This window comes from Lacinutrix sp. C3R15 (genome assembly GCF_018860825.1).
Lineage (GTDB): Bacteria > Bacteroidota > Bacteroidia > Flavobacteriales > Flavobacteriaceae > Oceanihabitans.
Map to the genome: position 1 here is coordinate 1 of NZ_JAHKPZ010000023.1, position 26630 is coordinate 26630.

General features: G+C 32.9%; 18 protein-coding genes and 1 tRNA gene. 11 read left to right on the plus strand and 8 right to left on the minus strand.

The genetic code is table 11. The features are described from left to right. Window positions 1-1438: T9SS type B sorting domain-containing protein (locus KO494_RS15980; protein WP_252730352.1), on the plus strand; the 1438-nt coding region annotated here is incomplete at its 5' end. A gap of 248 nt (window positions 1439-1686) precedes the next feature. After that, window positions 1687-7128, plus strand: a complete 5442-nt coding sequence (locus tag KO494_RS15985) for a T9SS type B sorting domain-containing protein (RefSeq protein ID WP_252730353.1) — start codon at window positions 1687-1689, stop codon at window positions 7126-7128. Window positions 7129-7208: 80 nt separating this feature from the next. On the opposite strand, the gene KO494_RS07830 is transcribed toward KO494_RS15985, so the two are convergent. Both KO494_RS07830 and KO494_RS07835 read right to left on the minus strand, forming a co-directional pair. After that, window positions 7209-8747, minus strand: a complete 1539-nt coding sequence (locus KO494_RS07830; RefSeq protein WP_215967050.1) for an OmpP1/FadL family transporter — start codon at window positions 8745-8747, stop codon at window positions 7209-7211. A gap of 98 nt (window positions 8748-8845) precedes the next feature. Beyond that, the gene (locus KO494_RS07835) at window positions 8846-9823 is read right to left on the minus strand and encodes a hypothetical protein (protein ID WP_215967051.1); all 978 of its coding nucleotides are present in this window, start codon (window positions 9821-9823) and stop codon (window positions 8846-8848) included. A gap of 101 nt (window positions 9824-9924) precedes the next feature. On the opposite strand from KO494_RS07835, the gene proS reads away from it, so the two are divergent. The 4 genes from proS (at window position 9925) to KO494_RS07855 (ending at window position 12677) form a co-directional block, all read left to right on the plus strand. Then, complete coding sequence (gene proS / locus KO494_RS07840; protein WP_215967052.1) at window positions 9925-11403, plus strand: proline--tRNA ligase; 1479 nt, start codon at window positions 9925-9927, stop codon at window positions 11401-11403. A gap of 172 nt (window positions 11404-11575) precedes the next feature. After that, a tRNA-Glu gene (locus KO494_RS07845) sits at window positions 11576-11647 on the plus strand. Between the two features lie 32 nt (window positions 11648-11679). Further along, complete coding sequence (gene rpsT / locus KO494_RS07850; RefSeq protein ID WP_215967053.1) at window positions 11680-11931, plus strand: 30S ribosomal protein S20; 252 nt, start codon at window positions 11680-11682, stop codon at window positions 11929-11931. Window positions 11932-12206: 275 nt separating this feature from the next. Then, the gene (locus tag KO494_RS07855; RefSeq protein WP_303427421.1) at window positions 12207-12677 is read left to right on the plus strand and encodes a GrpB family protein; all 471 of its coding nucleotides are present in this window, start codon (window positions 12207-12209) and stop codon (window positions 12675-12677) included. A gap of 252 nt (window positions 12678-12929) precedes the next feature. On the opposite strand, the gene KO494_RS07860 is transcribed toward KO494_RS07855, so the two are convergent. Together KO494_RS07860 and rho are read right to left on the minus strand one after the other, a co-directional pair. Next, the gene (locus KO494_RS07860; protein ID WP_215967055.1) at window positions 12930-16067 is read right to left on the minus strand and encodes a T9SS type B sorting domain-containing protein; all 3138 of its coding nucleotides are present in this window, start codon (window positions 16065-16067) and stop codon (window positions 12930-12932) included. 462 nt (window positions 16068-16529) lie between these two features. Next, window positions 16530-18182, minus strand: coding sequence for a transcription termination factor Rho (gene rho, locus KO494_RS07865; RefSeq protein WP_215967056.1), 1653 nt, complete (start codon window positions 18180-18182; stop codon window positions 16530-16532). A 198-nt stretch (window positions 18183-18380) separates the two neighbouring features. Between rho and KO494_RS07870 the strand changes: the two genes are divergently transcribed. Next, the gene (locus KO494_RS07870) at window positions 18381-18791 is read left to right on the plus strand and encodes a DUF4293 domain-containing protein (protein ID WP_215967057.1); all 411 of its coding nucleotides are present in this window, start codon (window positions 18381-18383) and stop codon (window positions 18789-18791) included. A 53-nt stretch (window positions 18792-18844) separates the two neighbouring features. On the opposite strand, the gene KO494_RS07875 is transcribed toward KO494_RS07870, so the two are convergent. Further along, entirely contained in the window at window positions 18845-19336 is a 492-nt protein-coding gene (locus KO494_RS07875; RefSeq protein ID WP_215967058.1) for a metallophosphoesterase, read from the minus strand. A 143-nt stretch (window positions 19337-19479) separates the two neighbouring features. Between KO494_RS07875 and truA the strand changes: the two genes are divergently transcribed. Continuing rightward, window positions 19480-20229, plus strand: coding sequence for a tRNA pseudouridine(38-40) synthase TruA (truA, locus tag KO494_RS07880; protein WP_215967059.1), 750 nt, complete (start codon window positions 19480-19482; stop codon window positions 20227-20229). Then, window positions 20219-21988: an ABC transporter ATP-binding protein gene (locus tag KO494_RS07885; protein ID WP_215967060.1), complete on the plus strand. Its 1770-nt coding sequence runs from the start codon at window positions 20219-20221 to the stop codon at window positions 21986-21988. The genes truA and KO494_RS07885 overlap by 11 nt, the downstream gene beginning before the upstream one ends. Window positions 21989-22067: 79 nt before the next feature. Here KO494_RS07885 and KO494_RS07890 read toward each other — a convergent pair whose 3' ends face one another. From KO494_RS07890 to folP, 3 genes are read right to left on the minus strand one after another with little or no spacing between them, the layout of a single operon-like run. After that, window positions 22068-22853 (minus strand): diadenylate cyclase, encoded by a 786-nt coding sequence (locus KO494_RS07890; protein WP_215967061.1) that lies wholly within the window; start codon window positions 22851-22853, stop codon window positions 22068-22070. A 35-nt stretch (window positions 22854-22888) separates the two neighbouring features. Beyond that, window positions 22889-23584 (minus strand): hypothetical protein, encoded by a 696-nt coding sequence (locus KO494_RS07895; protein ID WP_215967062.1) that lies wholly within the window; start codon window positions 23582-23584, stop codon window positions 22889-22891. Next, the gene (gene folP, locus KO494_RS07900; RefSeq protein WP_215967063.1) at window positions 23584-24408 is read right to left on the minus strand and encodes a dihydropteroate synthase; all 825 of its coding nucleotides are present in this window, start codon (window positions 24406-24408) and stop codon (window positions 23584-23586) included. The genes KO494_RS07895 and folP overlap by 1 nt, the downstream gene beginning before the upstream one ends. A gap of 267 nt (window positions 24409-24675) precedes the next feature. Here folP and KO494_RS07905 point away from each other — a divergent pair, with 267 nt between their 5' ends. Together KO494_RS07905 and KO494_RS07910 are read left to right on the plus strand one after the other, a co-directional pair. Further along, entirely contained in the window at window positions 24676-25212 is a 537-nt protein-coding gene (locus KO494_RS07905; protein ID WP_215967064.1) for a DUF1599 domain-containing protein, read from the plus strand. A gap of 91 nt (window positions 25213-25303) precedes the next feature. Then, window positions 25304-26626 (plus strand): BT_3928 family protein, encoded by a 1323-nt coding sequence (locus KO494_RS07910; protein ID WP_215967065.1) that lies wholly within the window; start codon window positions 25304-25306, stop codon window positions 26624-26626. The last annotated feature ends 4 nt before the right edge of the window (window positions 26627-26630 follow it).

Genomic DNA, 26630 nt, shown 5'->3' on the forward strand with positions numbered 1-26630 from the left:
TCCAGTAACTTTGGATGCTTCCGGAATGGCAACCATAACAGTAGCAGGAGTAACCACAGACCAAACCATTAATTTAACCAATGTTACTAACCCAACGACGAGTTGTTCGGGAACACTTACTAATACGGAAACCGTAGTTGTGCTTGTAAATCCTTCGATAACCTCATTATCAAGTAATTTAGAAGTTTGTGAAGGTGATACAGCTATATTTACTGTAATGGGTGGCGCCGGAAATGAAATTTTATACACAATTAATGGAGTAACACAACAACAAGTAGTTATTAGTAATTCTGGAGAAATAGATATTTATGTTAATGGTGTGGTAGGGAATCAGACAATAGTATTAGAGCAAGTATTAGACTCTACTACAGGTTGTTCTACTTTGTTAGGAGATACACAAACGGTAAATGTTATTCCGTTGGTTAATAGTACATTTGTAATGAATCCTAATTGTAATGGAGCAACAGCTGTAGTGCTAGGAACACCAGGAGGTGTTTTTTCATTTAATCCTTTACCAATAGATGGAGCAACTATAAATTCTACTACAGGAGAAGTTGTTAATGGTGTTCCAAATTCTTCTTATTTTATTGAGTATTCGGTTTCAGGAATATGTAATACAGCTTCACAAATTGAATCTTTTACTGTTTATCCTTCACCTAATATTTATTTAGAAGATGAGTTTGTATTGTGTTTAGATTCCGAAGGAAATATTATAAATCAACCAAGAATAGAAACAGGATTATCTCAAATAGATTATTCTTTTCAGTGGATAGAGGTTAATAATCCATTAGATGTCTTAGGGGGTGGTTCTTATTACGAACCAATGCAAGCAGGTGTCTATTCTGTTTTGGTAACTAATAATAGTACAGGTTGTTCTACCGTTTTAGAAGATATTAATACACAAGCTATTGTGATTAACAGTACAGCGCCAGAAGGTTTAAATGCTATTGTTACTTCGGAAACATTTGCAGATGAAAATACTGTAGAGGTAAGCGTTAATGAAGTTTTAGGCGTTGTTTATGAGTTTAGTCTAGATGGTAATCTTTTTGAATCAAACAATACTAATTCATATATATATAATAATGTTTCAGCAGGAGAACATTTAGTAATAGTTAGAGATAAGGATGGATGTGGAGAAGCTAGTATACCAATTTATATTATAGATTACCCTTTATTTTTTACACCAAATAATGATGGGTACAATGATACATGGCAAATTTTGGGGCTAAATAATCAACTAGAAGCTAAAATTTACATTTTTGATAGATATGGTAAATTGTTAAAACAAATAAGTCCTAATGGTTTAGGTTGGGATGGAACCTTAAATGGAAAAGCGTTACCATCTAGTGATTATTGGTTTCAATTAGAATATAAAGATCCTAATTCTGAAGCAGATATTAAAAAAAAATTTAAAGCGCATTTTACTTTAAAAAGGTAAATGTTAAGAGTTTGTTTAAGGTTATATGTTTCTATTTCAATAAGATTGCATTTTTAAGTTGTGAATGCAAAAAAAAGCAAAAATTACTCCATGTTTAGTATAGCGCTTTGTGCTTATTATTTCAGTTAAATTTAACTAAAGTTTCGCTAAATTTTTCTTAATTTTCGAAACTATTTAAAACTAAGTTAAATATTTGATAACATAAATTGAGATTTTGTTACCAAATCATTAATAAAAAAACTCTTTTCATGAAAAGATCAATAGCTATTTTAAGCTTATTTCTAGTTCAATTTACTTATGCTCAAGGGCCAGGTTGTGCTAATGTTGATGCAGGACCTACACAAATAAATTTAGATTGTACAGAAACATGTACAGATTTAACGGCAACTTTTTTAGAAACTGGTGACACAAATTCTTACGAAGTTTCTGCAATACCATTTAATCCACCAGAGAATTTTGTTGGATTGGCAAATTCTTTATTTGTTAATGGAGATGATATATGGAGTAGTGTAGTAGATTTACCTTTTAATTTTTGTTTTTTTGGAGGGGTTTATGACCAATTGATTGTTGGTGCTAATGGAGGTATTAGTTTTGATGTGAGTAATGCTGGTCAATACAATGGTTGGTCTTTTAATAACGAAATTCCTTATAATGGTACAAATGTCGCACTTTCAGATGTTAATATTTTTGGAGCTGTTCATGATATAGATCCTGCAGCTAGTAATGGTACACATGATATTGCATGGGAAATTAAAGGAACAGCACCATGTAGAACTTTTGTAATAAGTTATTTTAATGTTGCACATTTCTCATGTAATGATTTAAAGACATCGCAACAAATAGTATTGTATGAAGGTACTAATGCTATTGATGTTTATATATTAGATAAACCAACTTGTTTTTCATGGAATAGTGGAAATGCAGTTATTGGTATTCAAAATCCAGCAGGAACAGTAGCCTATACACCGCCAGGGAGAAATACAGGAAACTGGTCAGCATCTATAGAAGCATGGAGATTTACTCCAAATGGAGCACCTAATTATGAATTATCTTGGTATGATGGTAGCGGAAACTTTATAAGTCATGATACAACAATTAATGTTTGTCCTACAGCAGATGAAACGTATACAGCAGAAGTAGAATATACTAATTGTGATAATACTGTATTTACAGATACAGATACTGTTACAGTTACTTTAGCAACTGCAGGAGATGCGTCTTTTAACATGACAGCCACTTGTGATGGTGCTACGGCAACAATAACAGGAGATACAGGAGGAGTTTTTTCATTTAATCCTGTGCCAACAGATGGTGCAACAATTGATGCAACAACAGGAACGGTAACTAATGGAGTTACAGGTGAAACATATACTGTAGTGTATACAACTTCAGGTGCTTGTGCAGCAAGTAGTACGGAATCTTTTACCGTTTTATCTTCAGGAGATGCATCTTTTACCATGACGGCAAACTGTGAAGGAGGTACAGCAACAATAACAGGAGATACAGGAGGTAGTTTTTCTTTTAACCCAGTACCAACAGATGGTGCAACAATTGATGCAACAACAGGAACGGTAACTAATGGAGTTACTGGTACAACCTATACTATAGAATACGCAACAACAGGAGCTTGTGCTGCAAGTAGCACAGAAACAGTTACTGTTACAGCAGCAGAAGATGCGTCTTTTACCATGACGGCAAACTGTGAAGGAGGTACAGCAACAATAACAGGAGATACTGGAGGTAGTTTTTCTTTTAACCCAGTGCCAACAGATGGTGTTACAATTGATGCAACAACAGGAACGGTAACTAATGGAGTTACTGGTACAACTTATACTATTGAGTATACAACAGCAGGACCTTGTCCAGAAACAGAAACAGAAACAGTAACTGTTTTACCAGCAGATGATGCCTCTTTTACAATGAATGCAAATTGTGATGGAGGAACAGCTACAATAACAGGAGATACAGGAGGGTCATTTGCATTTAATCCAGTGCCAACAGATGGAGCAACTATAGATGCAGTAACAGGAGAGGTAACAGGAGGTGTGTCAGGAACAACTTATACTATAGAATATACTACATCAGGAGTTTGCCCAGAAAGTAGCACGCAAACTGTTACTGTTTTAGCAACAGGTGATGCTTCTTTTAATATGACAGCTACTTGTAATGGAGCAACAGCAACTATTATAGGAACAACAGGAGGAACATTTTCATTTAATCCTGCTCCTACAGATGGAGCAACAATAAATGCGACTACAGGAGAAGTAACAAACGGAACACCTGGTACAACATACACTATAGAGTATTCAACTACAGGATCTTGTGCTGCAAATAGTACAGAGTCAGTAACTGTTTTACCAGCAGAAGATGCTTCATTTACTATGACAGGAACATGTGGAGGAGCAACTGCTAGTATAACAGGAGATACAGGAGGGTCATTTGCTTTTAATCCAGTACCAACAGATGGAGCAACTATAGATGCAGCAACAGGAGAAGTAACAAGCGGAACCTCTTCAGCTACCTATACTATTGAATATACAACAGCAGGACCTTGTCCAGAAACAGAAACACAAACTGTAACAGTTTTAACTACAGATGATGCTTCATTTGTAACAAACCCTAATTGTGATGGAGGTACTGCTACTATTACTGGAGATGTAGGTGGAACTTTTGTGTTTAACCCTGTTCCTTCAGATGGTGCAATAATTGATGCAGCTACAGGAGAAGTGACTAATGGTATATCTGGAACTACTTATACTATTGAATATACAACAGCAGGGACTTGTCCTTCTACTAGTTCGCAAACAGTGACTGTTTTAACAACAGGAGATGCATCCTTTAATATGACAGCTACATGTGATGGAGGTACAGCAACCATAACAGGAACTACAGGAGGAAGCTTCGTGTTTAATCCAGTGCCTTCAGATGGAGCAACTATTGATGCAGCTACAGGAGAAGTTACTAATGGTATTCCTGGTACAACTTATACTATAGAATATGCAACAACAGGAGCTTGTGCAGCAAGTAGTACTGAAACGGTAACTGTTTTACCTACAGAAGATGCTTCGTTTTCTGTTTTTGAAAACTGTGAAGGAGGAACAATGACTATTCTTGGAGATACAGGAGGGTCATTTGCATTTAATCCAGTGCCAACAGATGGAGCAACAATAGATACAGCTACTGGTGAGGTAACTAACGGAGCTTCGGGAGTAACATATGTAGTGGAGTATACTACATCAGGACCATGCTCTGTAAGTTCAACACAAAATGTAACAGTATTAGTTACAGATGATGCTTCCTTTAATATGACAGCTACTTGTGATGGAGGTTCTGCAACCGTAACAGGAACAACAGGCGGAACGTTTGCTTTTAATCCTGTGCCAACAGATGGTACGGTAATAGATGCTAATACAGGACTGGTGACAGGAGCAACTTCTGCAGCTACTTATACTGTAGAGTACACAACAAGCGGAACCTGTCCAGCTACAGATTCTCAAGTGTTAACAGTATTAACTACTGATGATTCTTCCTTTACAATGACGCCAACATGTGATGGAGGTACTGCAACTATAACAGGAGATACAGGCGGAACATTTGCTTTTAATCCTGCAGTAACTGACGGAGCGACAATTGATACAAATACAGGAGAAGTAACTAATGCTGTGTCTGGAGTAACTTATAATATTGAATATACAACTTCTGGAACTTGTCCTTCAAGTAGTATAGAGTCGGTAACAGTTTATCCGCAGGAAGACGCCACATTTGCTATGACACCAACATGTGATGGAGGGACAACGGTAATATCAGGAGATACAGGAGGAACTTTTGCTTTTAATCCAGCACCTACAGATGTTGCTATTATTGATGCAGCAACAGGAGAGGTTACTAATGGTACATCTGGAGCAACATATACTGTAGAATATACTACTTCAGGACCTTGTTCTGTAAGTACAACGCAAAATGTTACTGTACTTACTACAGACAATCCTGCTTTTAGTATGACAGCAAATTGTGATGGAGGAACAGCAAATGTTTCTGGTACTACGGGAGGAACTTTTGCTTTTAACCCATCTGCTACAGATGGAGCAACAATAGATGCAACTACAGGAGAAGTAACAAATGCTACATCAGGAGCAAGTTATACTATAGAATACACAACAAATGGAACTTGTCCTGCAAGTGATACTCAGGTTTTAACGGTTTTAATTACTGACGATGCTACATTTGCTATGACACCAACATGTGATGGAGGAACAGCGGTGATATCAGGAGATACAGGAGGAACTTTTGCTTTTAATCCTGCGGTAACTGATGGAGCGACGATTGATACGAATACAGGAGAAGTAACTAATGGTGTACCTGGTGTAACTTATAATATTGAATATACTACTTCTGGAACTTGTCCTTCAAGTAGTATTGAGTCTGTAACAGTGTACCCACAAGAAGACGCCACATTTTCAATGAATCCAAATTGTGATGGAGGTACAGCTACTATAACAGGAGATTCGGGAGGTGTATTTACATTTAATCCAGCGCCAACAGATGGGGCTGCTATTAATGCAACCACAGGAGAGGTTATCAACGGAGTATCTGGAGCAACCTATACAGTGGAGTATACTACTTCAGGACCTTGTTCAGTAAGTTCTACGCAAAACGTAACTGTTTTTATTGCAGATGATGCTTCTTTTGCTATGAATCCAAATTGTGATGGAGCAACTGCTATTGTAACAGGAACTTCAGGAGGTGTATTTACTTTTGATGTTGATCCTGCAGATGGATCTATTATTGATAGTGTAACAGGAGAGGTGTTTAATGCAATTTCAGGTGCTACTTATTCTGTGTTATATACAACAGGAGGAACTTGTATGGATTCTCAAGTAGTATCATTTACTGTGCATCCAATACCAGATGTAGATCTTATAGATTCTTTTATATTATGTTTTGATAATGATGGAAACCTTGTGAATGGACCTGTTATAGATACAGGTTTATCAATACTAGATTATACTTTTGAATGGACAGAAACTAGTAACCCAACAGTTGTTTTAGGAACAGATTCATTTTATGAGCCAATATTAGCAGGAACTTATAGTGTATATGTAACTAATATAAGTACAGGTTGTTCAACCGTTTTAGGTTCTCCTAATACATTGTCTGTAGTAACAAATAGTATTCCACCAACAGGTTTAACGGCTACAGTTGTTTCAGAAACATTTGCAAATAACAATGTTATACAAGCTAGTGTAGATAGTGTGCCAGGAGCAGATTATGAATTTAGTATAGATGGAGGTCCTTTTGAAAGTAATGGAACAAATGTGTATACCTTTAGTAATGTTTCTGCAGGAGAGCATGTAGTAACGGTAAGAGATGCTGATGGCTGTGGAGATGATAGTACTACGGTATTGGTAGTAGATTACCCTAAATTCTTTACGCCAAATGATGATGGACATAATGATACTTGGCAAGTAGTAGGTATTAGTGATCAGTTAGATGCTACAATTTATATATTTGATAGATATGGAAAGTTATTAAAACAATTAAGTCCTAGTGGAGCAGGATGGGACGGAACCTTTAATGGGTATCCTTTACCTTCAAGTGATTATTGGTTTTCTTTAGAGTTTAGAGATCCTAATAATTTAGATGACACAAGTAGGAAAGAGTTTAGAGCTCACTTTACCTTAAAAAGATAAAAACTTAAACTTAGAATTATACATAAAAAAAACTGAACAATAATTGTTCAGTTTTTTTATGTATAAAGTTTTTTTTTGGATTACAAATTAAAACTTACAGACATTGTAACATTTGAGTTTTTGCTATCTAAGTTAGCAGCGTCTGTTAAACCAACTTGGTATAGTTGATAATTAGTTTCTCTTTTGTATTGGTCAAAGGTTAAGTCTAATTTTAGATTTCCAAAATTATATCCTAAACCTAAAGAGTAACCATTTAAATCTCCAACAGTTTCCTGGTTTTTATAAGGGCTTTCTTCAAATCTATAACCACCTCTTAAACTAAACTGTTTAATTTTATATTCCCCACCTATTTTATAAGTAGAAGCAGTGGTTAAATTTTCATTAATAATATTGTTTTGATATGAAAAATAGGCGTCAGATGTTGGTTTAAATTTAGTGTTTCCGTAATCTTTAATAGAATAATCAAAACTAATCAAACCATTAGTACCAAAAACATAAGCAAAGCTTCCTGTTAACTTTCCTGGTGTTCTTAAGTTATATTGTTCATATACATTAATTACTCTAGGGTTAATATTTATGTCATAAAAAGTACTTCCATCTTCTAGCGCAATACCATCATAACTTAAAGTTTTTATAGACTGACTTGTTTCGTCTTCAATAGTATACCAAGTTGGTGTATCATACGTTAAACCTACTCTAAGTTGTTTTGCAATTTTTAAAATACCACCAAACTGAAAAGAAACCCCAGAGCCAATTGTTTTAAGGTTGTTTTGGAAACCTACTTCGTTAATTAAAGAGCCGGCATTGTTGTTTCCTTCAAATAAATAGGTAGAACGTTCGTAATTAATAAAATGGGTATTAACGTTTAAACCAAAATATAAATTTTCACCATATTGTGTAGAAGCATTAATAGTGAATTTTCCGTTATAACCAGTTGCAGCATAGGTGTGTTCTTGGTAAAATTCTCCATCTGCTATATTTGAAGAGTACAATGTATTATCATCACTATCTGTTTCTGGTTCTAAAATATAAGATTCATACCCTAAAAAAGCTTGTTGGTTTTGATCTCCATAAAAATACCCGATATCGCTATATGCATCTGCATATGTTTCTCCTTGAAAACGAGAAATTTCATCTAATCTTAAACCGTTAGCATTTTCTAAAAAATAAGAGTCTATAGAGTTGTTGCTGTTTGTGCCATAGGCGAACCAATCGTTATTATAATCTTCTATTTTGTTATAAGTAATTCCTAAAGTGAATTTTTTCCAATTAGAATTCTTTTGATTGATGTCAAAAACAAAGGCAGCTCCAATTTGGTTTAAATCTACTGTAGATTCTGTAGTGTTGTTTTTTTCATTAAAATATTGTGTATCTGTTTTATTGTTTTGGTTGGTTAATGAAATAGAAATATGGCTATCATTAAAAACAGAAGATCCTGCAGGGTTAATGGCAACAGCACTCATATCTCCTCCAAGTGCACCAAAAGCTCCGCTTAGAGCTCTGTATCTAGCAGTTCCTTGTACATCATCTTTTGCAAAACGCAGTGCATCTGTAATGTCTTGCGCTTGAGTTAGTGACATAGATATAAAACCTATGCATAGTAAGATTCCTTTTTTCATGTATAAATTTTTAGTTATTATAAATAAAACGAGCTAACACCATTAAATAATATAGATAGTTAGCTCGTTTGTGATTTTTTTTGATTTAGCAATTTATTTTATCTTCTACTGCTTCTGCTAGAAGAGCTACTTCTTGTTGAGGAACTACTTCTTGTAGAAGAAGATCTTGTAGAAGTACTACTTCTTGTTGTAGAAGATCTAGGAGTAGAATAAGAGTTTGTTCTTGTTCTAGGACTAGTTGAATATGATGAATTAGATCTTGGTTGAGTTGTTGTAGTGTTTGTTCTAGTTCTAGTAGTATTTACTCTAGTTCTGGTAGTGTTATTAGTTCTAGGGCTAGTAGTTGTTGTATTGCTACTTCTTCTAGGTATTGTTGTTGCATTAGATCTAGTGCTAGTGCTGGTGCTGGTGCTTCTTCTAACGGTGTTATTGGTATTGTTTCTACCATATATTGCATTAGATCTATATAAGCTGTTGTTACGTCTGGAGTTGTGATATGCAACACGGTTTCTTCCGTAATAATTGTTGTAATAGCCATAGTTGTACCAATAAGGAGAGTTGAAATAGCCTCCATAACCATTATAACCATAGTATCCATAATAAGGAGTACCCCAAAAAGCATTGCCATATCCGTAACCCCAACCTATGTTCCAAAAAGGAGAATAACCAAATCTATAAGGGTTATACCAATTGTTATAGCCATAAAAACCTCCGTAGTTAGAATATACATTTATAGTTACATCACTATTGTCTTGTCCCCAACCAGCATAATATTCTTGTTCTGTAGTTTCTTGTTCATTATAATCACCTTCATAAGAGTCTATGTCTGTAAAAACTTCATCTTCATTTTCTTCTGTTATGTAGTCGTATTCTGAAGATTCCTCTTGAAAATAATTTTTGTAGTAAGTATTATTGCTAGCTACATTATTTTGTTCTACAGGTTCTTGGGTAGAACCATAGATGCCATCATTATCTTGGTTTACATATTGCGATGAACCACATGAGCTCATAACAAAAGCAATAGTTAATAGTGCTAAAAATGGCATTTGTGCTTTTATGTATTTTTTTAATTGCATATCTCTTAAGATTTTATTGTTGAACAATACAAAAATAGTTAGTTTTGCTGAACTATTTCATTATTTAACATAGTCACAATATTTGTGCCAAAACCCTGTATATGAGCAAAAAACTTACAAGTAGAGCAGAAGACTACTCAAAATGGTATAACGAATTGGTTGTCAAGGCAGATTTAGCAGAGAACTCAGCAGTTCGTGGTTGTATGGTAATTAAACCATATGGGTATGCTATTTGGGAAAAAATGCAAGCAGAATTAGATAAGATGTTTAAAGAAACAGGACATCAAAATGCATATTTTCCTCTTTTTGTACCTAAAAGCTTATTTGAAGCTGAAGAAAAAAATGCGGAAGGCTTTGCAAAAGAATGTGCAGTTGTTACCCATTATAGATTACAAAATGATCCAGATAAACCAGGAAAACTTCGTGTAGATCCTGAAGCAAAATTAGAAGAAGAATTAGTCGTAAGACCAACTAGTGAGGCTATTATTTGGAATACCTATAAAGGTTGGATTCAATCGTATAGAGATTTACCATTATTAATAAACCAATGGGCAAATGTGGTACGATGGGAAATGCGTACCCGTTTATTTCTTCGTACAGCAGAATTTTTATGGCAAGAAGGGCATACTGCGCATGCCACAAAAGCAGAAGCTTTAAAAGAAGCAGAGTTAATGAATAACGTTTATGCCAATTTTGCAGAAAACTTTATGGCTATTCCTGTTGTTAAGGGCGTGAAAACAGAAAGCGAACGATTTGCAGGAGCAGACGAAACTTATTGTATAGAAGCATTAATGCAAGATGGTAAAGCGTTACAAGCCGGAACTTCACATTTTTTAGGACAAAATTTTGCAAAAGCTTTTGATGTAAAATTTACATCTAAAGAAGGGAAACAAGATTATGTTTGGGCAACTTCATGGGGTGTTTCAACACGTTTAATGGGAGCTTTAATCATGACGCATAGTGATGATGAAGGTTTGGTATTACCTCCTAGTTTAGCACCAAATCAAGTGGTAATTGTTCCTATTTATAAAACAGAAGAACAATTTGAAGAAATTAGTAAAATTGCTAATCTTATTAAAAGTGACCTGTATGCTAAAAATATTTCTGTTAAATATGACGATAGAGACACCTATAGACCAGGAGCTAAATTTGCTCAGCATGAATTACAAGGTGTGCCATTACGTATTGCAATAGGTCCAAAAGATTTAGAAAAGGGTACCGTAGAGATCGCTAGACGTGATACCAAGACAAAAGAAGTTATTGCCTTAGATAATTTAACTACTACTGTAGAAACTCTTTTAGAAGAAATTCAGAATAATCTGTATAAAAAAGCACTAGATTATAGAGATACACATATCACAAAAGTGGAAAATTTTGAAGAATTTAAAGAAATTTTAGAAAATAAGGGAGGATTTATTTCTGCACACTGGGATGGTACTTCAGAAACAGAAGATAAGATAAAAGAAATAACAAAAGCAACAATACGTTGTATACCAGTAGATTCTGAAAAGGAAGAAGGAGAATGTGTCTATACAGGGAAACCTTCTAAAGGAAGAGTGCTGTTTGCAAAAGCATATTAATTTAAATTTTTTTAAAAAAAATATTGCTTTACTGTTGCAACATTTAAAAATAGTTGTATTTTTGCATCCGCAATGGAAACGTTGTTAGTTTTTTGAAAAAAAATTGCAAAAAAAAAATAATTAATTGCAGAATTAAAAAAATTAATTATATTTGCAGTCTCAAAAGCAAAATGGCCCGTTCGTCTATCGGCTAGGACGCCAGGTTTTCATCCTGGTAAGAGGGGTTCGATTCCCCTACGGGCTACATTTTTTAATAAGAAAGAAAAAAAGAAACAAATGGCAAATCATAAGTCAGCGTTAAAAAGAATTAGAAGTAACGAAGCTAAGCGTTTAAGAAATAAATATCAGCACAAAACAACTCGTAATGCTATCAAGAAATTACGTGAGTTAACTGATAAGAAAGAAGCTGATGCTTTATTTCCTTCTGTTGTTTCTATGTTAGATAAACTAGCAAAGAAAAATGTAATACACGCTAACAAAGCAGCAAACCTTAAATCTGGTTTAGCTAAACATGTAGCAGCTTTATAAGAAATAATTTCTTTAAAAATAACAAAAAAGCCTTTCCAAACGGAAAGGCTTTTTTGTTATGTATTATGTATTAAAAATAAAGGGAATTAAGGCTGTAAGGGGTAGATAAGGCTTGCTTATAATAGAGTTGTACCCAAGTTAAAATAAAACGAAATACAATGAAAAAAACTTTATATGATTTAACCAAAGAGGATTGGAATACACTTTTTCCGATTGAATTGGTTGCTCATAATCCTGAATGGAAAAACACTTATAAAAGCTAAAAAGAGAGAATTATAAAAAACGTCGGGAATGATATAATCTTGCGAGTTGAGCATTTTGGGAGTTCATCAATTCCTAGCGTCAAATCAAAACCATATATCGATTTGTTGATAGAAATACCAAAAGAAATTTTATTTGACGAAAATCTAATCGCAAATTTTACGGAATTGGGGTATTCTCATTTTGTAGTTCCTGCTCGCGACAATATCGAGGCGTACTCATCTTTCGGAAAAGGATATAATATTGACGGAAAAAAAGAACAGATTTTTCATATTCATATGTGCCCAAAAGATAACCTAATGTGGAAACAAATTGACTTTCTAAATTCTAATCTTGAAAGAGCTAAGCAATACGAAGATCTAAAACTCGAATTAGCAAATAAATTCAAAAACGACAGAGGTTCTTATGTACTTGGCAAGACCGATTTTGTGAATGAAACTTTAGATATAATAAGTGGAAAATCTAGCGCACAAGAAAGTATATAAAAAATTGCTAGTTTTATCTTAAACCAATGTTAGTTACGTGTTTATTGGCTTCTGATTTTCCTTCCGAAAATTCTCGCGCACAAACACGTAACTTTCCATATACATAAACAATACTGGTTTGTTTAGCTAGCTTAGGTAATATACCTTGTTAAGTAACCGATATAGTGTAGAAGTGGAAGCGCAATAATAAATAAGACTAAGAAAAATAAAAAAAAACCTTGCATTCTTCAAGATGAATACAAGGTTTTTTTATTACCTTTTTAATGAAAAGTGCGCATTAAAAATTTTCTTTTTTTCATTTTCTCTAAATTCTACAGTAAACCAATAATCTGAAGCAGGTAGAGGTTGTGAATTATAAGTACCATCCCATCCTGCATCTGTAGGTTTTAGAAACTTTAATAGTTTACCATATCTGTCAAATATGTAAATTTTAGCATCTGGTTGATTACTTAAAGAGAATATATTCCAGTAATCATTGTAGGTATCTGCATTTGGAGTGAAGAATAATGGATAATCTATTACAGTTACTTCTTTGGTTAAAAAAGTACAGCCTTCTATATCTATTACCGTTACAGTATGTGTTCCAGGGCTTACTCCTGTAAAGGTATTGGAGTTTTGAAAATTCAAATCATCTAATTGGTATAAAAATGTACCATCTCCATCTATAACAGTAACAACTATTGTAGGATTATTAGAAAATGCATTAGATACGGTATAGGTGAAATCTGTGGCTTCATCTATTTCATCTACACTTACTACGTTAGAGGTGTTGCTACAGTTTGCTATGGTGTTAACTACAGTAACATAATAGCTACCTACTTGATCGGCTTCATAGGTGCTTTCTGTTGCTCCAGAAATTATAGTATTATTATAAAACCAACTAAACTCATAATTGCTTAAGTCGCCTTGTATGTTAGAATTAAGAATAATACTCTGTGTTAGCAAGCCTGTGTCTGGGTCTACGCAATTTGACCCTCCTTCTAATAATGGTTGCGGAATAGTACCTACAGCAATGGTCTGTGTTTCATTAAGAGGTGTTTCACAAATAGTAGTAGAAGAGTATGTAATTGCAACAAGTTCTAAAATTTGGTTTTCGGTTGCACTTGGTAAAACTATCATGGCTTCTCCTGTACTATCTAATAGTATACTTTGAATAGCAGAGCCATTAATAGTGTAGGTAAGTGTGGTATCGGATGTTCCGTTTACTGTAAATATAGCATCTTCATTTTCGCATATAGGACTATTGTTGGTAACACTTGTTAATGTTGGTAATGGGGATACGTTTATTGTTTCTGTTTCAGTGATCGACAGACTACAACCTGATGATGCAGATTCTATTTGTGATACTGCTATGGTTTGATCTGTAGACATCGTGCCAAGATTAACAGTAGCATCTCCATTATTGTCTAGGTTTGTAGTTTGTGCTGCTCCACCGTTTATTGTATATGTAATTATCGCGTTAGGGGTTCCTTCTAAAGTGAAAATGGCCTCTTCATTTTCGCAAATAGGGCCATTGCTTGTTAGATTAATTAATTCTGGTAAGGGATTTACTGTAATACTATCTGTTTCGTTAAGCGCTGTAATGCATACGAAAGTAGAATTTTCTATTTGAGATGCTGTTATAAATTGATCTTCTGCAACAGGACCTAGGTTTATATCGATATTTCCTGAAGCATCTAAAACTACTGTTTGGTCTGCTCCTGCATTTATGGAGTAAGTAACCGTAGAATTGGGTGTACCATTTAAAGTGAAAATGGCATCTTCATTCTCGCATATTGGGCTGTTACTACTTATGCTTGTTAGGGTAGGTACAGGTAAAGGGGCAACGGTAACATCTACTGAGGTATCTCCACAAGTTTGTGAAACTGTATAGGTATAAATACCAGTATTATCTTGACTGGCATCAAAAATATCTGTTCCGCTGGCTAACGCAGGACTCCAAGTCCCTCCTGAAGCTACGTTACCTCCTGTAATAGCATCGAATAAATTTACGGTATCTTCAGGACAAACCTCTACTAGGTCTACAATAGGTATTTCTTTAAAGCCAGAATAATGACCTGCATATCCAACGGTACCGCTAGAGCCAAATATACCTATAGACATTGGGCCTGTAGATTCTGCTTTTATATTTCCTGTATGCCCTGAAATTCTGTAAGTAACCCAGTTTGGGTTTCCTAAAACAGCTTGTGAGGAGGCAGTTGTAGGCGTTCCGTTTATAGAAATAGCAGAATCTACCGTAGTTAACACAAATAGATCTGTAGGAAAAGAGTTTCCAGAAGTAGAGTCTAATTCATCTATACTAGGCATTAAATCAACAACTGTTGGAAAAGAGCAACTAATTGGAGGTATAAAATTAAGTCCTGTAGTTCTGTCTTCAGTACTTCCTGCTATAACCTGATAGGAATATATCGGTTTATTCGTTAAAATATGAACATTTTGATTGGCTGTTCCTTGATAATAACTTGAAGGGATCGTTATGTAATCCCCAGCATTTACTAATGTAGTATACGGTGTTGCTGATCCGTTTATAAAAACCTCTGTATTGTCATCGGTAGCAATTAGTAAAGGTAGTTCTGTGTTGTCTGAACCGTTTCCTCGTATAAAAATGTATTCTGTTCCAACTTGTTCCAAAGAAACAATTTGATCTAAGTTAATATCATTAAAACCATCAATAGTACCTCCAATAATATTACCGGTATTTACAGCAATAGGTTTGTTAGACAAAAGTTGTGCCCCAATGAAACCGGTTAAATTAGCAGGAACATTGGTGTAACCAGAAAGTACAACAGATTCGCCTGCATTTAAATTAAACGTTTGTGAAGCCGCGTTAGTGGTTCCTGCAGCTGTGGTAAAAGTTACCCCTGCAGCATAGTCTGATACTGTTACTGTTGTAGCATCTTCTGTTGCCATAAAACTTGATACAAAGTTTCGTCTAGCAAAACTATCATCTGATATTTGAGGTAAACTACCTAACCTAAAATTGGTTCCGGTACCATCTCTTCCTTTAGAGACTATAATTTCACCGTGATTAGCTCTGTTAATTTTAAAGGTTACATAAAAATCACTAGTACCTTCTAAAATAAGACCGCTATTACCAGAGGCTGTATGTAAACCACTTTGTTCAACTAACATAAGTGAGGGTTGTGCAGTACCCACGGAAAAGGAAACAGGATTATTTTGAGATATGGTGAATGGAGAGCCGGCTACAGGAACACCATTTCCATTAGTAACCACTACTTGAAACGGGGTTGGTTCTGGTGTAGAAAGGTAAACGTATTGATCAAAATCTGTCAATCCTCTGGAGTGTAATGGCGGAAGCCAATGTTTATCACTAAGTTGTCCGTAAGCAAATGTCGAGCATAAAGTTAAAATAATTAAGAAAAAACGCATTTGAAATAATTTTAATAAATTGGATATATTGCCTGTTAATTTAGACTAAAACTTTAATTTTGTTGATTTTTTTTTAAAAATTTAACAAAATCTTCGTGAAAATTTTCGTTAAATATATTGTGACTTTTTGGTTGTTACAAGTTTATTTTGGCTAAAAAAAAGTGAGATATACCCTTGTGTCCTTAAGTGTTTGAATTTTAATTGTTTAATAGAATAATAAAAATTGAAGAGATATAAGTTTTTTAAAGCTTTTAAGGAAGCCAATGAACACTTTTAAGTAATTACTTACAAAGTAATTTTGCTAGAGATAATAATAGGATGGTATTACACCAAACAGGTATGTAGTAGCTCTGAAACCATTTATAGTGTTTCCCTTTAAAAAAGAAGAAATTAATACGGAATAAAAAAAAGCCTTTAGATTTTCTAAAGGCTTTTTTTATGATATAAATAACTGTTATGGTATTAACCATTCATAGAGATTAAAAACTCTTCGTTATTTCTGGTTTGTTTAAATCTTTCGTTAATAAACTCCATAGCTTCTACAGGGTTCATGTCTGCAAGGTATTTACGCATCACCCACATTCTTTGTATGGTAGTTTCGTCAAGTAATATATCATCACGACGTGTACTTGAAGAAGTAAGATCAATAGCAGGGAAAATTCTACGATTAGATATTTTTCTGTCTAATTGTAGCTCCATGTTACCTGTACCTTTGAATTCTTCAAAAATAACTTCGTCCATTTTAGATCCTGTTTCTGTTAATGCAGTAGCAATAATAGTTAAAGAACCTCCGTTTTCAATATTACGAGCAGCACCAAAGAAACGTTTAGGTTTATGTAATGCATTAGCATCTACACCACCAGAAAGTATTTTTCCTGAAGCAGGTTGTACTGTATTATATGCTCTAGCAAGTCTAGTAATAGAGTCTAAAAGAATCACTACATCATGACCACACTCTACCAAACGTTTTGCTTTTTCTAAAACAATATTAGCAATTTTTACGTGCTCATGAGCTTCTTTATCAAAAGTAGAAGCAACAACTTCTCCGCGAACATTACGTTGCATGTCTGTTACCTCTTCTGGTCTTTCATCTATAAGTAAAATCATTTGGTATACTTCAGGATGGTTTGCTGCAATAGCATTTGCAACATCCTTTAGTAGCATGGTTTTACCTGTTTTTGGTTGTGATACAATCATACCACGTTGCCCTTTACCAATAGGAGCAAACAAATCCATAATACGAGTAGAAATTGTAGCTTGCTTTTCTGCAATATTAAATTTCTCTTGAGGAAACAATGGAGTTAAGTGCTCAAAAGCAACTCTGTCTCTTACTACATTTGGATCTTGACCGTTTATTTTACTTACTTTAATTAAAGGAAAATATTTTTCACCTTCTTTAGGAGGTCTAACATGACCTAAAACAGTGTCTCCTGTTTTTAAACCAAATAAACGTATTTGTGATTGTGAAACATAAATATCATCTGGAGAAGATAAGTAGTTGTAATCTGAAGAACGTAAAAAACCATAACCATCTTGCATGATGTCTAAAACACCTTCACTTTCTATAATAGCATCAAATTCAAAATCTGGTTCTTTGTAACGGTTTCTAGTGTCTTTGTTTCCGTTATTTCCAGAGTTTTTATTTTGATTTTTATGTTGTGCTTTTTTATTTTGATTGTTGTCTCTAGATTTCTCTGGTCTGTCCGTTTTTTCGTTAGTAGCAGATTTATCTTTTTGAGATTTTTGAGGTTCTCTTTTTGTTTGAGGTTTAGTAGAAGCCTTAGGTTGGTGTTTAGGCTTGTTTTCTACTTTAGTTTCAGTAGTTGTAGTTTCCTCTTTTTTTTGAGTAGTTTTAGGAGCAGGTTTTTTTGCTGCTGTTCTTTGTACTCGCTGTCTTGGTTTTTTTACTTCTGTCTTTGCTTCTGTTTTTTCTGCTGTTTTTTCAACCGGTTTAGCAACTGCAGCAACAGCTTTAGGATTTGCTGCTTGATGATCTAGTATTTGGTATACTAAATCTAATTTTTTTAAGGTACGATACTTAGATACCTTTAAAGTTTTAGCTATTTCCTGTAACTCAGGAAGCTTCATTTCTTTTAATTGTGTGATTTCAAACATTATGTTGAATTGAATATTTTGTGTTAGATATAGAATTTGAATTATTCCGAAGAGATATTGATCTTATTCTGAAGAATTAACAAGGTATAACAGTGCATGTTACATATTGTTATTGCAATTATACAACTTTATTTTAAGTTTTTACCCTATTTTTATAAAAGAAACTGTTATTTTTGTGCTCAGTATTTAGAAAAATTTATGATTCAACGTATACAAAGTGTTTATCTTTTATTGGCAGCAGGAGTTTCTGCAGGTTTAACTTTTGTTTTTAATTTATGGACTACTGTAAATGATACAATAGTTTTTGCAAAAGATAACATGTTGTATTTTGGGTTGTTTTTAGGCTCTGCAGCCTTATCTTTACTAGCTATTTTTTTGTTTAAAAACAGGAAGTCACAATTTATGTTGGGACGACTTAATATCATATTAAACTTTATTTTACTAGGATTATTTGTGTATCAATCGCTAAACGTATCTGGAGAAACTAACGTTTCTGAGAAAGGTATTGGGATTTTTCTTCCTATTATTTCTATCGTGTTATTAGTGTTAGCTAATAAGGCCATTAAGAAGGATGAAGATCTTGTAAAATCTGTGGATAGATTACGATAAACCTATCATCTTAGTATTAGTGCGTGAGCCCAAGGTGAAGATCTTGGGCTTTTTTATTTTTTAAACTCAATGACTTCTAAATCTTTTATAGTTGCTCCTTCAATAACAAATCGTAACATGGTTCTTACTTTTTGAAAACCATGTTTTCCGGCAGCACCTGGATTCATATGTAATAATTGTAGTTTTTTATCTTGCATCACCTTTAAAATATGCGAGTGACCAGAAATAAATAATTTTGGCGGATTTTTTTTAATAGCTTCTCTTATTCTTAGATCATATCTATTTGGATAACCTCCTATATGTGTAATCCATACATCTACACCTTCGCACATAAATCTATTGTTTTCAGGAAATTCTATTCTTGCTTTGACATCATCAATATTGCCATAAACTGCGCGAAGTGGTTTTAATTGTTTTATGGTGTCAGTAACTTTTAAATCGCCAATATCTCCAGCATGCCATACTTCATCTGCTTGTTTTACATGTTTTAAAATGGCTTCATCTATATAACTATGTGTGTCTGAAAGTAAGAGTATTTTTGTCATACGTACTTTCCACGAAAGTGGAAATCTATTTTTTTGAAATTAAGATTTATTAAGCAAAAATCTCTTTATTAATTAACGTTTATTTGAAATTTAAAGATAGATTAAAGTTCTATCTTTGCCTTTTACAAAAATACAATTTTAACTTGAAATATTTTTTACAACTTTCTTATAATGGTGCAGCATATCATGGTTGGCAAAAACAGCCTAATGCTATTTCTGTACAAGAAGTTATAGAAAAAAAAATGGCTGTATTATTAAAAAAAGAAACACCTATTCTAGGAGCAGGACGTACAGATGCTGGAGTTCATGCGGCAGAAATGTTTGCGCATTTTGAAACAGATGTAGATTTTAATAAACAAGATCTAGTATATAGGTTAAATGCATTATTGCCAAAAGATATTGCTATTCAAGATGTATTTAAAGTAAAAGAAGATGCACATGCAAGGTTTCATGCAACTAGTAGAGCTTATTTGTATAGAATATCTGTTAAAAAAGATGTTTTTCAAAAAGACCAAACTTTTTATGTTAAGCCTAAACTAGATGTTGAAAAGATGAATGAAGCTGCGCAAATTTTATTGCAGTATCAAGATTTTCAATGTTTTTCTAAAAGCAATACAGATGTAAAAACCTATAATTGCGATTTAATGTATGCTAATTGGCAAATTGTAAAAGATGAATTACATTTTACAATTAAAGCAGATCGTTTTTTACGTAATATGGTTAGAGCTATTGTGGGTACTTTAGTAAATATAGGATTAGGTAAAATGGAAGTAGCAAACATGCATAAAATAATTAAATCTAAAAGTAGATGTGAAGCAGGTTTTTCTGTTCCTGCTCATGCGCTTTACTTAACAAAAGTAGAATATCCAGAGTCTATAAAATATGTCAAATAAAAAGCAAGATAAAATTTTAGACGTTAGTCTTTTAAAACGACTTTCATTTTATGTAAAACCTTATAAATGGGTATTTATAGGTGTGTTTTTAGCAGTTGTATTATTAGCGGCTTTAAGTTCTGCTGTGCCTTATTTAACACAATATGTTGTAGATAATAATATAGCAAAACAAGATGCAGAAGGTTTTTTATTTTTTGTATTAATCATGTTAGGGCTGTTACTAGCACAAACCTTTTTTCAGTTGTTTTTTATTTATTATGCAGGTTGGCTAGGTCAAAACGTAGTAAAAGATATTCGTGTTAAGCTATTTAATCATATGCTTAAATTTAAAATGAAGTATTATGATAATTCTTCTGTTGGTGTACTTATTACTCGTGCAGTAACAGATATGGAGCGTATTGCAGATATTTTTGGCGAAGGTTTATTCATGATTTTTAGAGATGTATTAACCATGATTGTGGTTTCTGGTGTTATGATTTTTATGAATTGGAAATTGAGTCTTATTGTTTTTGCTCTTTTACCTTTAGTATTGATTGCTACTCGAATTTTTCAAAAGTATATGAAACGTGCTTTTGAAGAAGTACGAACCGAAATTTCTAATTTAAACTCTTTTGTACAAGAACGAGTTACTGGAATGAAAATTCTGCAACTTTTTACAAGAGAAGATACAGAATATAAAAATTTTAAAACAATTAATGATAGACATAAAAAGGGATGGTTAAAAACCGTTTGGTATAACTCTATTTTCTTTCCTATTGCAGAACTTTCTTCTTCTATTACTATAGGTCTTGTAGTTTGGTATGGAGGATTAAATGCTGTTTTAGATAATACCGTTTCGCAAGGGGATTTAATTGCTTTTATTATGTTTATTCCTATGTTATTTAGACCTCTACGCCAAATAGCAGATAAGTTTAATACCTTGCAAATGGGTATGGTAGCAGCAAATAGAGTATTTAAAGTTATTGATACCACTTCACAAATTACAGATACGGGAACCCAAGAGGTTTCTCATTTTAATGGAAATATAGCCTTTAAAAAAGTACACTTTAGTTATGTAGAAGAAGAAGAGGTGCTTAAAGGAATTTCTTTTAACGTAAAAGCAGGAGAAACCATTGCAATTGTTGGTGCAACTGGAGCAGGAAAATCTACCATTATTAATTTATTAAATCGTTTTTACGAAATTAATGAGGGTACTATTACCATAGATAATATTGATATTAAACAGTTAACGTTAACTTCTTTACGCTCTAAAATTGCTATAGTATTGCAAGATGTGTTTTTGTTTGCAGATACTATTTTAAATAATATTACTTTAAATAATCCTGAAATAACCGAAGCACAAGTGCAGCAAGCAGCAAAAAATATAGGTATACATGAATTTATTATGAGCCTTCCTAAAGGGTATCATTATAATGTAAAAGAAAGAGGAGCAATGCTTTCTTCTGGGCAAAGACAATTAATTTCGTTTTTAAGAGCCTATGTTACCAATCCTAGTATTTTGGTATTAGATGAAGCTACTTCTTCTGTTGATTCTTATTCAGAGCAACTTATACAAAATGCAACCGATAAAATTACTAAGGGCAGAACCTCCATTGTAATTGCACATAGATTGGCTACTATTAAAAAAGCAGACAAAATTATTGTTATGGATGCTGGAAAAATTGTGGAAGAAGGTACGCATCAAGAGCTACTTAAAAAACAAGATGGTTATTATAAAAATTTATACGAAGTACAGTTTATGCAAGCAGCAGAAGTTTAATATCTTCTTACCAATTCTTAAACAAATCTAGCATACATAAAACCAAAAGCAGTAAATGTTTTTAGTTTGTAGTACAGGTTTAAGCTAAATCTTTCTTTATTATTTCAATAAGCTCTTCGGTGTCTTTAAACATTACAAATTTTCCGCCTTTAAAATAAGATATTTGTCCTGTTTCTTCACTTACAGCAATTGCTAAAGCATCTGTTTTTTCAGTAATACCAACAGCTGCTCTATGCCGTAAACCAAATCGTTGTGGTAAGGTTTTTTCGTTATTTACTGGTAAAATTACTCGTGTAGCTTTTACAATATTGTTTTCTATAATAATAGCGCCATCATGTAATGGACTATTTTTAAAAAAGATGCTTTCTATAATAGGTTGTGTAACCTCAATATTCATTAAATCTCCAGTAGCTTTTAAAAAGTCAAGACTATTATTGTGCTCTAAAACTATTAAAGCTCCAGTTTTTGTGGTTCCCATTTTAGTACATGCAGCAATAACTACTTCAATGTTTGTTGCATTGCTAGTTTCGGTTTGTAAAAACTTAAGTTGTTTAAAGAATTTTTTTCGGCTTCCAAAATTGGTAGAACCAATCATTAGTAGAAATTTTCTAATTTCTTGTTGAAAAACTACAATAAGTGCAAACATACCAACACTAATAAAACCACCTAAAATGTTACTTAAAAGTTGCATTTGTAATGCTTGTGTAATTTTCCAGATAATATAAATAATTACAATACCTATAAATATGTTAATTGCAACTGTACCTTTAACTAGTTTGTAAACATAGTAGAGTAATAGAGCTACCAAAATAACATCTATAATGTCTAAAATTGTGAATTTTAAAAGGTCATCAAATATTTCCAAAGTTTGGGTGTTTTTGTAAATGTAGTAAAATATGATTAATAAATATATTCGTTATTTGAAACACTAGGTCCTTCTGAATTTAAATCACTAAATAAAGATTTAATAGTAATGTATTCTTGAAAGGTAAGGTTTTTATTAAAACGTAGGTTTACAGTGAAATCACTAGAGTTTAATTCTAAATTGTTTACAGATTTTATGGTTTGTAATGTAGAAAGAAGGTCTTTAATTATCGTGTTACTAGTGTGTACTGTTTCTGGTAAATAAGATTGTATTAGTATAGCATCCATACTATTAATACTAACGGTTAAATCAAAAATAGATGTATTTTCTTTAAAGGCTGTTTCCTCTTCTTTGGTTTTGTAATTAATATTAGTAAACTCTATAAAGCCTAAATTTTTAATACTAGTATCATTACAGGTAAAGTAGTTTTTAACACCTTCTTTTTTATGGTTAGAATTTTCCTTTTTGTCTTGTAAAAACATTATCTGCGGAATTGCTTGATGAAGCATTAAACGTTTATCTACATTAACTAGCCAATTGGTAGTGCTAATTAAGTTTTTTCTGTTTAGCTCTAAACTATCTGGCTTGGTTTCATCATAAAAAATATAAGCAGGAGAAACGTCTAGCACTTCCTGGATTTTAGAATGTGAAATTTCTGCTAATTGAATGGTTTTTTCATTGCCACAAGAGCTAATAAAAAGGATAATAAATAAGTATTGTAAATGTTTCATTATTGGTTAAGTTGTGCTATTAATTTAACAGTTTCTGTTGCTTCTTTTACATCATGAACACGTAAAATATTTGCGCCTTTTTGTAAGGCAATGGTATTTAAAACTGTGGTTCCGTTTAATGCATCTTGCGCTGTATTTTTTAAAGTTTTGTAAATCATAGATTTTCTAGAAACTCCGGCAAGTATTGGTAAATCTACTATTTTTAAAAGTTCTAAATGGGTTAATACTTCAAAATTTTGTGCTGTATTTTTAGCAAATCCAAAACCAGGATCTATAATCATATCATTAATGCCTAGTTTTTTAGCTTCGGCAACTCTTTCCGAAAAATAAAAGATAAGCTCTTTTATAATGTTTTTGTAATTGGTTTGTTCTTGCATATTTTGCGGAGTTCCTTTCATATGCATCAGGATATAAGGTACTTGTAAATTAGCAACCGTTTGCATCATGTTTTGGTCTAATTTTCCTGCAGAAATATCATTAATTAAAGCAGCTCCATTTGTAATAGCCTGTTTGGCAACTTCGCTTCTAAAAGTATCTACAGAAATAATTATTTCAGGAAAAACCTTAGTAAGTAAGTTTATAATAGGAAGCAAACGTGTTAATTCTTCGGCTTCACTAATATGTTGCGCATTTGGTCTAGAGCTGTAAGCACCAATATCTATAAAAGTGGCTTCGTTTTTAAGCATCATTTCTACTTGCGCTAAAATTTGGCTTTCGTTTTTATATTTTCCGCCATCATAAAATGAGTCTGGAGTTAGATTTAATATTCCCATGACTTTAGGGCTTGTTAAATCTATAAGTTTTCCTTTGCAGTTAATTGTCATTGGTACTTTGTAAATGGTTGTTTGTTAAAGTATACAAAACTTTAAACACTAAACTTTGAACTTTAAAATTATTTATGCGAAATTTACGCAAAATAGATTTTGAACTCATCTTGATTTTTTGTTTTTAACCGAAAATGAGATAAAATTATTTAGATGAGATACTTTTTGAAAGGCTCAGTATGGCTATGCCATAATAAAGTAACAAAATATAAATGAATTTTAATCCTTTTTTAGGAAATAGAAAAAACCAATATTAGTTTATCAAATATGCAAGATACTTCAAAACAATATGACGCTGTTGTAAACACGTGCAGAAGCTTATTTATTAATAAAATGTCTGATTACGGAAGCGCATGGAGAATATTACGTTTGCCATCACTTACAGACCAGATTTTTATAAAAGCACAACGTATTAGAAGCTTACAACAAAATGATGTTAGAAAAGTAGATGAAGGAGAAGTAAGTGAGTTTATAGGTATTATTAATTATAGCATCATGGCTTTAATTCAGTTAGAAAAAGGAGTTGTTGAACAACCAGATATGACTACCGAAGAAGCAACTGCTCTTTATGATGAAAAAGTAGCCACTACCAAAAAACTGATGGAAGATAAAAACCATGATTATGGTGAAGCCTGGCGTGATATGCGCGTGAGTAGTTTAACAGATTTAATTTTACAAAAATTACTTCGCGTAAAGCAAATTGAAGACAACGCAGGAAAAACTATTGTTAGTGAAGGTATTGATGCTAATTATCAAGACATGATTAATTATGCCATTTTTGCTATGATTCATTTAAAAGAATAAAATTGTAGTTCCTGCAAAAGCAGGAATTCATGATAAAAATTAAGTTAAAAATAACAAGTTTCCTGCCTTTGCAGGAAGGATAAGAAAATTTATGAAATACATCACACACCTTTTTAGAATATTAGTAGGAGGATTGTTTATCTTTTCAGGATTAATAAAACTAAATGACCCATTAGGGTTTTCGTATAAACTACAAGAATACTTTAGTGCAGACGTTTTAAATCTTCCGTTTTTAGAGCCTTATGCTTTAGCTCTTTCGGTTTTTGTGGTGGTATTAGAAGTAGTTTTAGGGGTGTTTTTACTTATTGGTTATAAACCAAAATTTACCGTTTATAGCCTTTTTGCAATGATTGTATTCTTCACTTTTCTTACTTTTTATGCTTGGTATTTTGATAAAGTAAAAGACTGTGGGTGCTTTGGTGATTTCTTACCAATGAAACCAATAGAAAGCTTTATGAAAGACTTGTTTTTACTGGTTTTAATAGTTGTTTTATTACTAGGTTTAAAATATATAAAACCAATATTTGGTAAGTTTCCTACTACGTTATTAGCACTTGTAGGTTTTTTAGGAAGTCTTTGGTTTGGTTACCACGTGTTAATGCATTTGCCAACTTGGGATTTTAGAGCATATAAAGTAGGTGCAAATATTCAAGAAGGCATGTCTACTCCAGAAGATGCTCCAAAAGCAATTCAAGAATACACATGGACATTTAAAGTAAATGGAGAAGAAAAAGAATTTGTAACCAACGGAAGCTACCCTACTGTAGATGGCGAATATATAGGTGTAGAAACTAAAATTATTGATGAAGGGTATGATCCTCCAATTAAAGATTTTTCTATTGAAAGTGATGACGAAGATTTAACAGAGCAGTTTTTAAATGAAGAAAACCTAATTATGGTAATCTCTTATAATTTAGATACTGCTGAAGCAGAAGGTGTACAAGCTTTAAAAGCTGCAACAGATAAAGCAATTAAAAATGGGTATACAGTTATTGGTTTAACAGCTTCTGGAACCGATGAGAAATTAAAAATAAATGCAGATTATGCGCTGAATTTTAATTGGTATTTATGTGATGAAAAAGCATTAAAAACAGTAGTTCGTTCTAATCCAGGAGTGGTAAAATTACATAAAGGAACAGTTACTCAAAAAGTACATTGGAATGATATTGACGATTTACAATTGCCTGTTGTAGAAAGAAAACCAGAACCTAAAAAAGAAGAAGATTTTGCTTCGGTATTATTTTTAATCGATAATGAAATAGCAAGCAAAGAAGCTGCAGATGCTCTTGATCCAGAAACTATTGAGAAAATTAATGTGGTAAAAGAAAGAACAGAAGGCGATCTGTTAGATTCTATTAATGTAGCAAATAACACTTCTTTTGTGTCACTAGTAGAAATAATATTAAAAAAATAAAAGC